Annotated in this window: 15 protein-coding genes; 13 read left to right on the top strand and 2 right to left on the bottom strand. The window is 27.6% G+C overall.

The features are described 5' to 3' along the window. Positions 1-13: 13 nt before the first annotated feature. The 11 genes from ACTG44_RS11245 to ACTG44_RS11195 all read left to right on the top strand — a co-directional run bounded on the left by ACTG44_RS11245 (position 14) and on the right by ACTG44_RS11195 (position 13,097). Positions 14-1,069 (top strand): ion channel, encoded by a 1,056-nt coding sequence (locus ACTG44_RS11245; protein ID WP_021384996.1) that lies wholly within the window; start codon positions 14-16, stop codon positions 1,067-1,069. 103 nt (positions 1,070-1,172) lie between these two features. Further along, positions 1,173-2,357 (top strand): D-alanyl-D-alanine carboxypeptidase family protein, encoded by a 1,185-nt coding sequence (locus ACTG44_RS11240; RefSeq protein ID WP_021384995.1) that lies wholly within the window; start codon positions 1,173-1,175, stop codon positions 2,355-2,357. A gap of 207 nt (positions 2,358-2,564) precedes the next feature. Next, a complete protein-coding gene (gene rpsB, locus ACTG44_RS11235) occupies positions 2,565-3,278 on the top strand; it encodes a 30S ribosomal protein S2 (protein ID WP_003424537.1) in 714 nt (237 codons plus the stop codon). A gap of 78 nt (positions 3,279-3,356) precedes the next feature. Next, positions 3,357-4,268 carry a translation elongation factor Ts gene (tsf, locus tag ACTG44_RS11230; RefSeq protein ID WP_021384993.1) on the top strand — a complete coding sequence of 304 codons (912 nt, stop codon included), beginning with the start codon at positions 3,357-3,359 and terminating at the stop codon, positions 4,266-4,268. A gap of 84 nt (positions 4,269-4,352) precedes the next feature. Then, positions 4,353-5,057 carry a UMP kinase gene (gene pyrH / locus ACTG44_RS11225; protein WP_021384989.1) on the top strand — a complete coding sequence of 235 codons (705 nt, stop codon included), beginning with the start codon at positions 4,353-4,355 and terminating at the stop codon, positions 5,055-5,057. A 25-nt stretch (positions 5,058-5,082) separates the two neighbouring features. Beyond that, entirely contained in the window at positions 5,083-5,640 is a 558-nt protein-coding gene (frr, locus tag ACTG44_RS11220; protein WP_021384992.1) for a ribosome recycling factor, read from the top strand. A gap of 2 nt (positions 5,641-5,642) precedes the next feature. Beyond that, complete coding sequence (locus ACTG44_RS11215; RefSeq protein ID WP_021384961.1) at positions 5,643-5,846, top strand: hypothetical protein; 204 nt, start codon at positions 5,643-5,645, stop codon at positions 5,844-5,846. 28 nt (positions 5,847-5,874) lie between these two features. Next, a complete protein-coding gene (locus tag ACTG44_RS11210) occupies positions 5,875-6,609 on the top strand; it encodes an isoprenyl transferase (RefSeq protein WP_021384985.1) in 735 nt (244 codons plus the stop codon). Between the two features lie 12 nt (positions 6,610-6,621). Continuing rightward, positions 6,622-7,401 (top strand): phosphatidate cytidylyltransferase, encoded by a 780-nt coding sequence (locus ACTG44_RS11205; protein WP_021384981.1) that lies wholly within the window; start codon positions 6,622-6,624, stop codon positions 7,399-7,401. A gap of 684 nt (positions 7,402-8,085) precedes the next feature. Next, positions 8,086-11,127 (top strand): diguanylate cyclase domain-containing protein, encoded by a 3,042-nt coding sequence (locus ACTG44_RS11200; protein WP_479920468.1) that lies wholly within the window; start codon positions 8,086-8,088, stop codon positions 11,125-11,127. A 158-nt stretch (positions 11,128-11,285) separates the two neighbouring features. Then, complete coding sequence (locus ACTG44_RS11195) at positions 11,286-13,097, top strand: putative bifunctional diguanylate cyclase/phosphodiesterase (RefSeq protein ID WP_479920467.1); 1,812 nt, start codon at positions 11,286-11,288, stop codon at positions 13,095-13,097. Positions 13,098-13,189: 92 nt separating this feature from the next. Here ACTG44_RS11195 and ACTG44_RS11190 read toward each other — a convergent pair whose 3' ends face one another. Then, complete coding sequence (locus ACTG44_RS11190; RefSeq protein WP_479916914.1) at positions 13,190-13,771, bottom strand: hypothetical protein; 582 nt, start codon at positions 13,769-13,771, stop codon at positions 13,190-13,192. A 128-nt stretch (positions 13,772-13,899) separates the two neighbouring features. Then, positions 13,900-14,259 carry a hypothetical protein gene (locus ACTG44_RS11185; RefSeq protein WP_479920466.1) on the bottom strand — a complete coding sequence of 120 codons (360 nt, stop codon included), beginning with the start codon at positions 14,257-14,259 and terminating at the stop codon, positions 13,900-13,902. 545 nt (positions 14,260-14,804) lie between these two features. Between ACTG44_RS11185 and ACTG44_RS11180 the strand changes: the two genes are divergently transcribed. Both ACTG44_RS11180 and ACTG44_RS11175 read left to right on the top strand, forming a co-directional pair. Then, on the top strand, positions 14,805-15,008 hold the full coding sequence (locus ACTG44_RS11180) for a helix-turn-helix domain-containing protein (RefSeq protein WP_021384994.1): 204 nt from the start codon (positions 14,805-14,807) through the stop codon (positions 15,006-15,008). A gap of 162 nt (positions 15,009-15,170) precedes the next feature. Continuing rightward, positions 15,171-16,325, top strand: a complete 1,155-nt coding sequence (locus tag ACTG44_RS11175; protein WP_479919025.1) for a 1-deoxy-D-xylulose-5-phosphate reductoisomerase — start codon at positions 15,171-15,173, stop codon at positions 16,323-16,325. Positions 16,326-16,329: the final 4 nt, after the last annotated feature.

Raw genomic sequence — 16,329 nt, 5'->3', positions numbered from 1 at the left:
CTGGAGGATATTTATGAATTGTAAATGGATATCTAAAAAAGATGGAAAAAAGTGCGATAGAGAAGCAGATTCTTCTGGATATTGTATCTTTCATAAAGAACATAAGTCTGATAAAGATATACAACTAATGATGGATACTATTTATAAAGAAGAAATCAGTGAATTCAATGGGTTTATATTTGAAAATGAATTTAATGCAGAGGAAATATTAACTTATGATTATAAAAGACTGAATTTTTCTGAAGTAATATTTAAAAAGAAAGTAAATTTTAAAAAATACATTTTTAAAAAGAATGTTATTTTTAACTATACAGAATTTAAAGAGAGTGTATTTTTTAATGGATGTGTATTCCTAGAAAACTGTGATTTTAATAAAACAAGATTCAGCAAAGCCTATGTAAATGACCGTATATTTGAAAAAGTAAAATTTAAAGGGCCTGACTTAGTAGTTAATAATGTAGAAAACTTTCCTCGAATGGATGGAATCATTTTTAGCACCTGTACAAAATTTGTACTAAAAAATGTTGAGTATGGTAAAAGTGAGTATAAGCATGGAAAGATAAATTATAGAATAGCTAGAAATCAAGCAACAAGAATCGGAGAATACGAAATGATAGGATTTTATTATTATAAGGAAAGGATTTATAGTAGTAAAATAATGAAACGCTCTGATTATCCTACTTTCAGTGACTATTTAGTTGAAAAGTTTTTTGACCAAATAGCACGCTATACTACAGGTTATGGAGAAAAGCCATGGAATATATTGTTAGTGATTATAGTAATAATAAGTGTTTTTGCCTTATTATACTTATTTGTAGGTATAGAAAGTTCAAATAGTACACTTGTAGCTTTAAATATAAATAACATAGGCAATTATTCATTAAGTGAGATTTTCAGAATGTATATAGACTTATGGTATTTTAGTATGGCTACATTTAGTACAGTGGGATATGGAGATATGGTTGCTACAAGTTTAATTGGGAAGGCTTTAGCAGGAATAGAAGTATTTTTTGGAGTTACAATAGGAGCAATTTGGGCATCTGTAATTATTAAAAGGATGATAAGATAATATCTGTTTAAATATGGATAGGTATTAATTACTAGATATAAATTGGACTAAATAGGGAAAATTTAAATATAAATATACTTAATAATCCAAGAAGGTGAAAAATTTGAAAAATGCAATAAAAAAAATTATAGCATTAGCCATGATACTAGTTTTTATAATACCAACTTATTCATATGCAGATGAAAAATCTGTAGACAAATACTCAAAAACATCTATACTTATAGACCAAGAGACAGGTAGAGTTTTATATAGTAAAGAACCTGATATGAAGGTACCACTAGCTAGTTTAAGTAAGATGATGACTTTTTTACTTGCAATAGAAGCTATTGAAAATAAAGAAGTAAAAGAAACTGATGTAGTAAAAATAGACAAGTCTATTGCATCAGTAAAAGGTTCAAGCTATAAACTTAAAGATGGTGAAGAAGTGCCACTTATAGAGCTTATGAGAGGTCTTATGATTGTATCAGGAAATGATGCGGCAATTGCTATAGCAAAACATATTTGTAAAACTAAGGAAGCATTTGTAGATAGAATGAATAAAAAAGCAAAAGAAATAGGGATGACTAATACACATTTTCTAAACCCAAATGGTCTTCCAATATACGATTTGAGTAATCCAAAACAACCAGCGAAAGAAAATAAATCTACTGCAAGGGATATAGCTATTCTTGGAAAATACATGTTTGACCATTATGAAAAACAAGTAACAGCTATAACTGATATGGAGACATATACAAATTCAGATAGAAGTTTTGAAAAAAGCAATACAAATGCATTATTAAGAATTATACCAGAAGTAGATGGTATAAAAACTGGATATACTGGTAATGCTGGATATTGCTTATCATTTTCTATGATTGTAGACAAAAATGATAAAAACGAGAAAAAACGTAGAGTAATAGGTGTAGTATTGGGTGCTAATCACAAAAATAAAAGAACGTCTGCTTCTTTAGCACTACTGAAATATGGAAAAGAAAATTTCAATATGAAAAAAGTAATTGAAAAAGATAGTTTTATAGGTAAGAAATATATAAAAGGAATGAAAGAATTAGAGGTTACTTTAAAGGCCAAAGATGAACTTTATACAATATTAAAAGATGATGAAAGTATAAAATCGGAAGTAAAGATTAAAAATATAGAATATCCTGTTAAAAAAGGTGATACTATGGGTACTATAAAATACTATACTAACTCAGGTGACTTACTTGGAAGTGTAGATATAGTAAGTAATAATAGTGTAGACAATGTATCATTAAAAACAAAATTAAAAATGAAACTTGCAAATTAAATTCAAAAAAATGGTATAAAATACACAAAAAAATATAAAAATAGAAAATATGGAAAAAATATTGTTATTTTTTCACCTCTATGATATACTACTAGAGGTGAAAAAATAAAATAAATCACACACAGCATTGGGATCCTTAAAAGGTGCCTATTACATGGTTTTTTAGGGAGAAGATCAAGCTGGAGGTATAAAACCAGGAGGTAGAATATGTCAGTAATATCAATGAAACAATTATTAGAAGCAGGTGTTCACTTCGGTCATCAAACAAGAAGATGGAACCCTAAGATGGCTAAGTATATATTCACAGAAAGAAATGGAATATATATAATCGACTTACAAAAAACAGTTAAAAAAGTTGAAGAAGCTTACAAATTCACTAAAGAAGTAGCTGAAACAGGAAAGCCAATCTTATTCGTAGGAACTAAAAAACAAGCTCAAGATGCAATAAAAGATGAAGCTGAAAGATGTGGAATGTACTTTGTTAATGAGAGATGGTTAGGTGGAATGTTAACAAACCACAAAACTATAAAAACTAGAATAAATAAATTAAGAGAATTAGAAAAAATGGAAGAAGAAGGTGTATTTAATGTTCTTCCTAAAAAAGAAGTTATAAAATTAAGAGCTGAAAAAGAGAAGCTAGAAAAATACTTAGGTGGAATAAAAGACATGCCTGAATTACCAGGTGCAATGTTCGTAGTTGACCCAAGAAAAGAAAACATAGCTATCCAAGAAGCTCATAGATTAGGTATACCAGTAGTTGGTATAGTTGATACTAACTGTGACCCAGAGCAATTAGACTTTGCTATACCAGGAAATGATGACGCTATAAGAGCCGTAAAATTAATAACTGGTGCTATGGCAACAGCTGTAATCGAAGGTAGACAAGGTGCTGAAGAAGAAGTAGCTGAAGACCAAGAATAATAATTTGACAATTAAATGGTAAGGGTCGCCCTTACCATTTATAATATGGAATAGAATAAGTAGGAGGAAACTTAAAAAATGGCTAATATAACTGCTCAAATGGTAAAAGAGTTAAGAGAGAGTACAGGCGCAGGAATGATGGACTGCAAGAAAGCTTTACAAGAAGCTGAAGGAAATATGGAAAAAGCAGTGGATTTATTAAGAGAAAAAGGATTATCAAAAGCTGCTAAAAAAGCTGGTAGAGTTGCTGCTGAAGGTCTAGTTGCAATAGAAATGAACGATGATAATACAGTTGCTTCTATGGTAGAAGTTAACTCAGAAACAGATTTCGTTGCTAAAAATGAAGACTTCAAAGTATTCGTTAAAGATGCTGCTTGTATGGCATTAGCTACTGATAAAGAAGATATAGCTTCTTTATTAGGTGAGACTCATAGAGAAGGAATAACTTTACAAGAAGTTTTAAATAATAGAGTTGCAAAAATCGGTGAAAAATTAGACTTTAGAAGATTTGCTAAAGTTGTAACTAATGGACAAGTTGCTGGATACATCCATGGTGGTGGAAAAATAGGTGTTCTTGTTGAAATGGAAACAGAAGCTAGAGATGCTAAAGTTTTAGAATTAGGTAAAGATGTAGCTATGCAAGTTGCTGCTATGAATCCTAAGTATGTTTCAAGAGACGAAGTAGATGCTGAATACATAGCACATGAAACAGAAGTATTAACTCAACAAGCTTTAAATGAAGGAAAGCCAGCTAATATAGTTGAAAAAATGGTTAAAGGAAGATTAGAAAAAGAATTAAAAGAAGTTTGTTTATTAGAGCAAACTTTCGTTAAAAATCCAGATATAACTGTTAAACAATTAGTTGCTGATGTTGCTAAAGCAGTAGGTTCTGATATAAAAGTTGTTAAAGTTGTGAGATTCGAAGTTGGTGAAGGTATACAAAAGAGAGAAGAAAACTTTGCAGAAGAAGTTGCGAAGCAACTTAAGTAATAACCAAAGAGAGAACACGCAGGTGTTCTCTTTTTTAAAAAATAGAAAAAAATGGATATGAAGGATTGAAATAGGAGGTTTCTGATGGATAAACCAATGTACAAAAGGGTATTGTTAAAATTAAGTGGAGAAGCATTAGCTGGAGAAAGAGGTTTTGGTATAAATAATGATGTAGTTAATGATATTGCTATTGCTATTAAAAAAATACAAGAAATAGGTGTTGAAGTAGCTGTAGTAGTAGGTGGAGGAAACTTCTGGAGAGGTAGAACTAGCGAAGGAATGGACAGAACTACTGCTGATTATATAGGAATGTTAGCTACAGTCATGAATGCGATGGCATTACAAGATGCACTAGAAAATATAGAGGTTGCTACAAGAGTTCAAACTGCTATAGATATGAGACAAATTGCAGAGCCATATATAAGAAGAAGAGCAGTTAGACATTTAGAAAAGGAAAGAGTTGTTATATTTGGTGCAGGAACAGGAAACCCTTACTTTACAACAGATACAACTGCTGCTTTACGTGCTGCTGAAATGGAAGCAGAAGTTATCCTGTTAGCTAAAAATGTTGATGCAGTATATGACAAGGATCCAAAAGTACATGCAGATGCTAAGAAATTTACAGAATTAAGTTATATGGAAGTTATACAAAAAGAATTAAAAGTAATGGACTCTACAGCTACATCTTTATGTATGGATAATAAGATTCCAATAAAGGTATTTGAGCTTACAACAGAGAATATAATAAGAGCAGTAAAAGGTGAAAATATAGGTACTACTGTAAAATAATGAAGAATGAAGGAGGAGTAAAATTATGAAACTAGAAATACATAAGCAGTTAGAAGAAAAAATGAATGGGACAATTGATGCTCTGAAGTTTGAATTTGGGACTATAAGAGCAGGAAGAGCTAATGCACAAATGTTAGACAAGATAAGAGTTGATTATTATGGAACTCCAACTCCGATAAATCAAATTGGTGCTATATCTGTACCAGAACCAAGAGTATTAATGATATCTCCTTGGGATAAATCTGCTATGCATGAAATAGAAAAAGCTATATCTAATTCAGATTTAGGATTAAATCCATCAAATGATGGTGAAGTTATAAGACTTTCTGTACCTGCTTTAACAGAAGAAAGAAGAAAAGAATTAGCTAAAAAAGCTAGTAAAGCTGCAGAAGAGTTTAAAGTTAGAATAAGAAATGAAAGAAGAGACGCCAATGAAAAGATTAAGAAAATGGAAAAAGGCGGAGAATTAACTGAAGACGAGTCAAAAAAGGCACAAGATGAAGTTCAAAAAATGACTGATAAATTTATAAAAGAAATAGATGCATTATTATCTAAAAAAGAAAAGGATATAATGGAGGTATAATATTGAAAAAATATTATAACCTTTTAGGTCTTCATGTAGATGAGGTAAAACAATATTTTGACGAACAAAATGTAAATTATACCATAAAATCTATTGAAGGTAAAAAGGATAAAGATAAACTTGTAGTTCCTAGAGTTATAAAAATATCTGAGATAGGTGATAATGTAGAACTAATAATCACATACTTTTCTGACTCCTTAATTTAAGGAGTCAGAACAATATTGGAGGCAAAATATGAATAACAACATTATGTATGACATAGACTTAAATAACATACCTACTCATATTGCTATTATAATGGATGGGAATGGAAGATGGGCAAAATCTAGATTTCTTCCAAGAACTGCAGGACATAAGGCTGGAGTAGAAACTATAAGAGATATAGTAAAAGAATGCTCAAATTTAGGAGTTAAGCACTTAACATTATATGCATTTTCAACAGAAAATTGGAAGAGACCAAAAATTGAAGTTGATACACTTATGAACTTATTATCTACATACTTAAAAAATGAAATAGCTGAGCTTCATCAAAATAATGTAAAAGTGACAGCTATAGGAGATATAAGTGCTTTACCAAAAACTTGTATAAGAGAATTAAACTCAGCTAAGGAAATGACAAAAGACAATACAGGAGTTAATTTAAATTTAGCATTAAACTATGGAAGTAGGGCAGATATAAAAAATGCTCTTATAGATATAGTAAAAAATTGTGAAAGTGGTAAAATAGATATAAACAATATTGATGAAGATATTATAAAAAACTATTTAAGCACAAAGTCTATACCAGATCCAGACTTGGTAATAAGAACAAGTGGTGAACAAAGATTGAGTAACTTTTTACTTTGGGAAGTTGCTTATTCTGAGTTTTATTTCACTGATATACATTGGCCTGATTTTAATAAAAAAGAATTACAAAAGGCTATTTATATATATCAAAAAAGAGATAGAAGATTTGGAGGACTTAAGTAAGGAGATTATTTTATGCTTACAAGAATTATTGCTTCACTAGCTCTGGTTCCATTATTTCTATTTGTTGTATATGGAGGAATTCCTTTATATATAGCTGAGATGGCAATAGTTTATATTGCATTACATGAGTTTTATAAGGCATTTAAAATAAAAGATATACATCCAATCTTTGTTATCGGATATATATTTTCTATTTATTTAGCTGTAAAAAATATTTTTAACTTACCATTAGAGTATACTTATGCAATGATTTTCATTTTATTTTTAGCAGGTATAATTTATATGTTGATGGGCAAAAACAATGTTATAGATGTTTCGATTACGTTTTTAGGAATTTTTTATATAGGAGTGTTTTTAGATTTTATAGTTATAACTATAAATGGTTTTGAAAAAGGAAATATCTATGTATGGCTTATATTTGTTATATCTTTTATGACAGATATATTTGCATATTTTAGTGGCTATTTACTTGGAAAACATAAATTAATTCCTAAAGTGAGTCCTAAAAAGACTGTAGAAGGAGCTATTGGAGGAATAATAGGAAGTACACTTTGTTGTATTTTATTTGGATATTTATTTGGTATTGATTTGCTTCAATTAGCAATAATAGGAAGCATAGGAAGTATAATAGCTCAATTAGGAGATTTATTTGCATCTTCTATAAAGAGATATGTAGGGATAAAGGATTATGGAAAGATAATACCTGGTCATGGGGGTATATTAGATAGATTCGATAGTGTTATATTAGTTGCACCTTTTGTGTATAGTGCTATCAAATTTTTTATTAGATAAGATTGGTTGGTTTTAAAAGGGCAGTCTATAATTGCTAGTAATGAAAATAGCTATGTAACTTCTAAAAGCAGAGAAATTCTGCGATTGTTTAGTTACATGGCTATTTTCATTGTTTAATGTTTTAGAGGATATAATTTAGGAATTGTATAAAAATATGTATTACTTTATTAAACTGTACTATATTTGTAGTATACATGTTTTATATGCGAGAATTGCAATTAAAAAATATTTTTTTGTTTAATAATATTGATATTCTTAACTTTATTATCTTTTTATAATACATATATCTAAATATAACTAATTTATTACCCATTTATAAATTTTATTTTTAGACATAATTAATAATAGATAAGTAGATTATTGTTTTAATTTCGGGAATATAAGTACAGCTTAAGTAATATCTTAAAAAAAAGGAATATATTTCCATAATATGATAAAATAAACTCAAAGAGTTAAATTCTAGGTAAATGGTACTTTAATTATTTATTAAAAAGATTAGATATTCCATCTTCAATGTCATTTAGTTGATAATTAAATTTAAAGCAGAATGATATTTAAAAATAGCTTTTGAATTAGGTCATGATTTATTATACACATAAAAACTTTCAGAAATATAAAATATGAGTAAAAAATAGTAGATAAATATTTATTTCAAAAAGTTTGAAATTTGAGGGGGATGGATTAATGGAAATGTCAACTAATAATATTATAGATAAATTAACGAATTTAAATGGGAATTACAATTTTAGAATGATGCTTTCAAACCTAGAAAATCAGAAGAATCAATATGGGATTATGTTTATTGGAATTGATGATTTTGAGCAGATTAATAATTTATATTCTTATTCATTTGGAGATAGAGTTTTAAAAAAATTTTCTAGAGCTATTTTACCTTTTTTACCTGAAGATGTAAGTTTATATAGATTGGATGGAAATGGATTTGGGGTATTGTATCCAAATGGAGATTGTTATGAATTAATAAAACTATTTAATAGGTTTCAATATGTAGCACAATGTATAAAACAGATTAATGGACATGCTATTTCATTTACCATATCAGGAAGTGTTTGCTTTTATCCGAAAGATGGTACAGAATGTGATATATTGTACCAAAATGCACGTGTTACATTTGAGAAAGCAAAAAAACAAGGAAAAAAGACTCTGCTTGTCTATTCAAAGGATAAGTTAAATTTTTCTCAGTATTCTATAAATTTGATAGAGTATCTAAGAGAAAGTGTATTAAATGATTTTGAAGGATTTTATTTAAATTACCAGCCACTTATTTTTACTAATAATAAGAAACTACATGGATGTGAAGTATTGCTTCGTTGGAAGAATCCTAATTTTGAAATGAAACTTGGGCCAACTGAATTTATACCTTTTTTAGAATCTTCTGGGCTTATGGATAAAGTTAGTCAATGGGTAATTAGAACTGCTTTAAAACAATTGAATATATGGATAAAATATATGCCAAATTTTAAGATGAACATAAATGTATCATATCAACAGCTTGAAGACCCTAATTTCAAGTTCTTTATTTTAGATACTATAAAAAAACAATGTCTGTCACCATCTCTAATTACATTGGAATTGACAGAAGATAATAATATAAAAAAAATAGAAGAAATAAGACATTCTTTTGACTTTCTTCGAAGTCAAGGTATTAAGATTAGCTTTGATAGTTTTGGAGCAAAACATTCTTCCTTAGAAATTTTTCGTGAATTAAGTGCAGATTCTTTAAAAATTAATCATACTCTTTTAGATCGTATTACATATGATGTAACAGACCAAAAAATCGTTTCACAAATTATTAATCTGTGTCATAGCATGAATATGACAGTTTATGTTGAAGGAATTGAAGATAAAGAAACTTTAAAAATTATTGAACAGATGAGACCAGAAATACTACAAGGATTTTATTATAAAGAGCCTATAGATGCAGACAAGTTTTATGAATATTACTTTGAAAAAGATGTTGATTCATTTAATTATCAGGAAGATATTATATCAAAAGACACTTCCTTAGAAAAAGAAAAAAGTATGGTATACTCTGCACTCAATCCAACTCATCCAATAAATGTAAAAGAACTCGTAGATAATGCTTACGCAGGTATATTTCAAGTTGGAATGGATCATGAATTTACTTTTCTTACATGTAATGAAGGGTATCGTAGAATGCTTGGTTATACGATTAAGGAGATGGAAGCAAAATTTAAGAATCAAGCATTAGGATTTGTGCATCCAGACGATATAGAATACGTCAATTATGAAATTAGAAGACAACTTGGAATTAGTGATATAGTAACTATTGAATTTAGGGTAGTAAAATCTGACGGAACACCTATCTGGATACTTGGAACTGGTAATGTTGTAAGAGGGAAAGAAGGCTTTAAGAGTTTAGTTGTAGTTATCATAGAAAATGATAGGCTTAAGAAACGGTCTTTAGAGATGGAAGAATCATATTGGAAATATAGAAGAGTTTTAGATAATATTCCTGCATGTGTAAAATGTATTCGTTTTGATGAAGATTTTACCTTAGATTATATTTCTCCTAGCTTTATATCATTAATAGGTTATACAGAAAAAGAAATAAAAAATAAGTTTGATGGAAAGTATATTGATTTAATCTTTGAAGAAGATAGAAAAAATGTCCTTAGTGATATAATAAGTCAAGTTAATTTTAAAGGTATAGTTACACTTCACTATCGTATTAGATGTAAAAATAATCGTTTGATTTCTTTAGAAACAATTTCTAGATTATGTAAAAATGATAAGGATGGAAAGCAGTATTTTTATTCAAGTATAGTAGATGTAACAGATGAAACTTATGAGGAAAAAGATAAAAAATCTGATAACTTAGCTAGTCGATATCAGAATGCATTAAAACAATGGGGTGACATTTTATTTGAATATAATTTTAAAGATAATACAATCATATTTTCTGATAATTATTATAATATATTTCAAGTAGAACCAAAAGGAACAATTACTGAACAGTTATCAAATATTTATAAAGAAGATTGTAAGACCTTACTTGATGCTTTAGAAGAGGCACATAGAGGTAATAAGCCAGAAGCAATAGAAATACGTATACTCTCTAAAAATGATGTGCACTTGTGGTGTTCTATAGTCTTTAATGAACCAGATAAGATTGGAGATACTGCTATATCAATACTAGGAAAGATAAGAAATATAGATGAAGAGAAGAAGGAGTATAATAAATTAATTGAACAATCTCAAAATGATTTAATGACAGGATTGTTGAATAAAAGTACCACTGAGGAAAAAATTAGAGATATATTGCTATCAAATTATAAAAATAGGAGATATGCCCTATTTATGATTGATGTAGACAATTTTAAATATGTTAATGATACTATGGGACATGTATTTGGAGATAAAATATTAATTGATTTAGCTGAATGTTTAAAAAGAAGTTTTAGAAAAACAGATATAGTTGGTCGTGTAGGAGGTGATGAATTTATAGCATTTATGGAATACAATGGAGATAGGGAAATTATTCAAAATAAAAGTCTGGATATATTAAAAACATTGGATAGTACATTTACATATGATGATTTATATTTTGGAATAAGTGTTAGTATAGGAATCTCTGTATATCCAGAAGATGGAGAACAGTTTTATGAGTTATATCATCATGCAGATAGTGCTTTATATAGAGCAAAAGAAGAAGGTAAAAACACATATTGTATGTTTTCTATCTAAAGACAAAATATATACTATCAAAGATTAGTCTATTTTAGACATATAGATGATAGATTTATTTGAGATAAATACATATTACTGCAAAGTATACAATCATTTTTTATAGCTGATTGGTCAATTGCAAATTATATAGATATATTATAATTGAGGTAACAATAATGAAGAAAAAATATGATTTTTTAATTTATGCTGCTATTTGGCTAGTTGCTATTATTATTTTTATATTTTCTCTATACAATAGTATAGAACATATTAAAATTATAAATTATACTAGTACTATTCGCAGTGAAACTGAAAAGGTTGTTAAACAAGAATTGAATAATAAAAGAAATGATAAGTTGATAAAAGAATTAGATAGTATTTTAATAGAGCTAAGAACTGGTAAGGGTGAACTTGGATTGCAAAGGTGTGATAATAAAGAATTTCAAGAAAAATTAATTCAAATGGATACTATGTGGAAATCTATGAAAAAAGAAATTATAAAAGTTAGAAATGGAGGTTCAGGTGATAAATTATACAAATTGAGCGAAACATATTCTTCGTTATCTAGTCAAGTTGTTTTTATATCTGAAAAACATTCTGACATAAAATTACATTCTTTCGCTACTGCATTAGTTATTTATCTTACAATATCAATAATAAGTATCTTGATTTGGGAGTATTATAATAAAAGAAAATTTGACGAAATATTTTATACTGATAATTTGACAAAAATAAAAAACCAAGTTGCATTTGAAAATCGAGCTATTGAGATTTTACATCATGCATATAAGGGAGAGTATGTACTATTAAATATTGATATTGACAATTTTAAATATATTAATGATGTACATGGATATGAATATGGAGATAAAGTTTTAATAATAGTTGCAACTGCACTTTCCAAAACCTTTAATACTAAAGAAACTTGTGCAAGAGTTGGTTCAGATAATTTTGTAATACTTGCAAAATATAGAGATTCTCTCTTAGATGAGATTATTAAGATTCTGACTGAGGCCATAATATCTGAATTAAATATGAATGTAACTCAAACTATATCTTATTGTATAGGTGCATATTTAGTTGAAGTTGATAAATTGGATTATAAATCTATCAATTCTATAATGGATAAGGCAAATATTGCCCATAAGGTAAGTAAAAAGAGAGGAATTTCCTCTACAGTATGGTATAATGAAAATCTGCTAAAGCAATTACAAATGGAAAATAATATTTATAATCATATGCATAAAGCACTAGAAAATGAAGAATTCCATATGTATTTGCAACCTAAATTTCAAATATCTTCTTTAAATGTTGTGAGTGCAGAAGCACTTGTACGATGGTTTTCTCCAGAGCTTGGCTTTCTGTCACCAGATAAATTCATTCCATTATTTGAAAAAAGTGGATTTATTATTGAATTAGATTTTTATATGTTAAGGAAAGCGTGTTCATTTATAAAAAAAACATTTATGAAAAAAAATCAATATACTTATCCTATTGCAGTTAATTTTTCAAGAGTTACTATTTACCAAAATGATTTCTACCAAAGATTTTTAGATATTGTTAGGGAATATGAAATTCCTTTTAAGTATATAGAAATAGAGGTAACTGAAAGTGCTTTTAATGAAATATCCAAGCCAGTTATTTCAATTTTAGATAAGCTTAGAAAGTTGGGCTTTTTAATTTCTATGGATGATTTTGGTTCAGGATACTCTTCATTAAGTCTTTTATGTTCTTTATCGATTAATGGCTTGAAGTTAGATAAAAGCCTACTTAAAGAAACCTTTAATAGAGAGAAAGTATATAGTATTATTCAATGTATTATTGAAATGTCACATCGTATAGACATGTCTGTTGTATGTGAAGGTATTGAAACTAAAAAAGACTTAGACTTTTTAAAAACAATTAAATGTGATGTAGGGCAGGGATTTTATTTCTCTAAGCCTATAGAAGAAAAAGAATTTTTTAATAAATATGTAATTGGAAAATAATAGAATTATTTTTTCTACTAATTTATGCATTGAATTATTTTGTATCTTATTAAATAACTCAATGCATATTTATGTAGGTCAAAAAATATAAATCACTTAAAACGGTTTTTATATTTATATAAAAATTCTTCTATATTTTTTGATTGTTCCCATATTTCAATTGCATCTATATCTAGTAAATAAAGAATAGAATCATTTACAAGCTCAACATACTCACCATCTTCAGAACCAAGTGCATGTCTTTCAATTTTTAATCCTTTTTCCTTATAATATCTTTTTGTTTCTCTATATAGTGATTCTCGTTTTTGTATATAGTCCTTTACTTCATTGTTTGGAAAGTTATATGAATCTACCAATGTTTCACCATTTATAAAAGTTTTTTCAGTAGCAATTTTTTCATCCCAACAATGAATTTCATCCCAGCTAAAAAATATCTCAGTTCCATCTGGTATGAATGAAAATCTAGTGATAATGTATAAATAGTTATTGAAATTTACTTCATAATATTCAGGAATATCTTCAAATTCAATATAGTAATTTGTATAATTAAAATTGCTACTCTCTTTTTTTACAAATGGTATTTTCTCAATAAATTTATATATTGATTGTTCATTTTTAAAAATTCCTATATCATAACTTTTTTCAAATTGATTAATCTTTAATAAATATGGCATATTTTCTCCTTTTTTTTGAACTATGATTTTAAAAATTTTAATTAAATGTTTGTATATACTTTATATCATATTATAATAATGAGTTTTAAATCAATAGAACAGTATGTATTTTTTATATAGATATTTTTCTAGTTTTGTAATGTCCAGTATTCATAACCAAATATACTTTTTCTTTTACAGAGTTGGACTAATTTGTTTTTATTTGTTGATTTGTACATTTTATTGGAAACTTTCATTCTTTTTATTTCATTACCTACCTCTATTTTAAAATAGTGTTCCTTTCCAGAACGAGAAGAAATACTTACTTTATCAATAACCTTTACAAATTCAGTTTTGGGGTTGTCCAATGTAGCAATATAATTTAAAGCTGGTGTTGTAGAAAAACTAAGGATGAATGTAGAAAAGAGAACCAATAGGATAATAAATTTTGTTTCTCTTATTTTTTTTGAAATTAACATTAGAACATAAGGTACAAATAATATTATCATATAAATGAAAACAAAACTGAATTTCTCTTTTGTTGATGTATATAATAAATTTGTTGATAGAAGAAGAAGCATTATTGATAATACACATGCAGTGAAAGGAAATGGTATATAATATTTTCTTAAATTTCTTTTTTTAGGCATTTCCATTGGCATTTTAGGATATAGTAATAAATACATTATCCAACAAAATAATGAGACAAATATGTGTATGGAGAATTTGATTTTTGTGGGAAGAAAAAAAGCAATAACAGCAAGTGTTGTTAGAGTATAACGAATGATATGAGCAATATTTCTTTCTTTTTCTATGACAGTCAAATCCCAATGATTTTTTATAAACTCGAGTTTTCTTTTTTGAGTCTGATTCATTTAATCATCTCCTGTGAGTAGTATAGTTTTTGAATCTATTACTTTGATTTATTTTAACATATTTATGTTTATTAAACTATAATTGACATCTATATTATATAAAGAATTATTTATCTAAATAGATGAAAATTTTCCAAAATAGATAAAATGTGATAGAATATATTTTGCGAGGTGATAACATGATTTCATACGCTCCACTATGGAAATTATTAATTGATAGAAAAATAAAGAAAATGGAATTTGTAAATATATCAGGTATAAGTATTTCTGTTTTAGGTAGATTAGGAAATGATAAATCTGTTTCTATGGATACGATGGAAAAGATATGTCTAGCACTAGACTGTAAAATAGAGGATGTTGTTGAAATAAAAAGAGACATTTAGGGATGCTAAAACATTTTACAATACTTTATAAAATATAGAAACAATAGATTAATTTTAGTTTGTAGAATACTATATGAAATTTCTATGAATAGTAAAAATAATTGTTTTAGTAGTGTTATAATGTTCTGATAGGGTATATTTATTATTAGAAAGGATTATTATATGAAGAAGATATCAATTTTAGGTTCTACAGGCTCTATAGGTAAACAAACTTTGGATGTAGTTAGAGAAAATAGAGATAAGTTTGAGATAGTTGCAATATCAGCTAATAGTAATATTGAGTTATTATTAGAACAAATAGTAGAATTTAAACCTAAATATGTAACAGTTTTTGAGGAAGACAAGGCATTAAAATTAAAAGAAATGTTGTCAAAAAATATAGAAATAGAAGTTTTAACAGGTATGGAAGGATTAAAAATAATATCATCACTTGATGAAGTTGATGTACTTCTAACTGCTGTTGTGGGAATGATAGGCTTAGTTCCAACTCTTTGTGCTATAAAGAAGGGAATAGACATAGCATTAGCGAATAAAGAAACGTTAGTAACTGCTGGAGAACTTGTAATGAGAGAGGCAGAAAAATATAATGTAAATATTCTACCTGTTGATAGTGAACATAGTGCTATATTTCAATGTTTGAATGGAGAAAATAAAAAAAACATAGAAAAGATAATACTTACAGCCTCTGGTGGTCCATTTAGAGGAAAGAAAAAAAATGAACTTATAAATATAACTAAAAATGAAGCTTTAAAGCATCCAAATTGGAGTATGGGGAGAAAGATAAGTATTGATTCTTCAACACTTATGAATAAAGGTCTTGAAGTTATAGAAGCTAAGTGGCTATTTGGGGTAGAACAAGAAAATATAGATGTAGTAGTTCATCCACAAAGTATAATCCATTCAATGGTACAGTATACAGATAGCTCAATAATAGCACAATTAGGATGCCCAGATATGAGACTACCAATACAGTATGCTCTTACATATCCAGATAGAATGGAAAGTAACTTTGAAAGAATGAATTTTTCAAAATTTAGTACTTTAACTTTTGAAGAACCAGATTTGGAAACTTTTCCATGTTTAAAATTGGCTTATGAGTGTTTAAAAATGGGAGGAACTTATTCTTCTGTTCTAAATTCAGCAAATGAAGTTTTGGTAAGTGAATTTTTAGAGGATAAAATTGGTTTCTATGACATACCATATTACATAGAGAAGACTTTAGAAGTTCATAGTAGCATAAGTAAACCAACATTAGAGGAAATTTTAGAAACAGATAGATGGAGTAGAGCTTATGTTACAAATCTGATAAAAAAATAGGAAG

Source organism: Clostridioides sp. LIBA-2809, assembly GCF_056688965.1.
The sequence above is the reverse complement of the archived record's forward strand: the minus strand, read 5'-3'. Positions and strand labels throughout refer to the sequence as shown.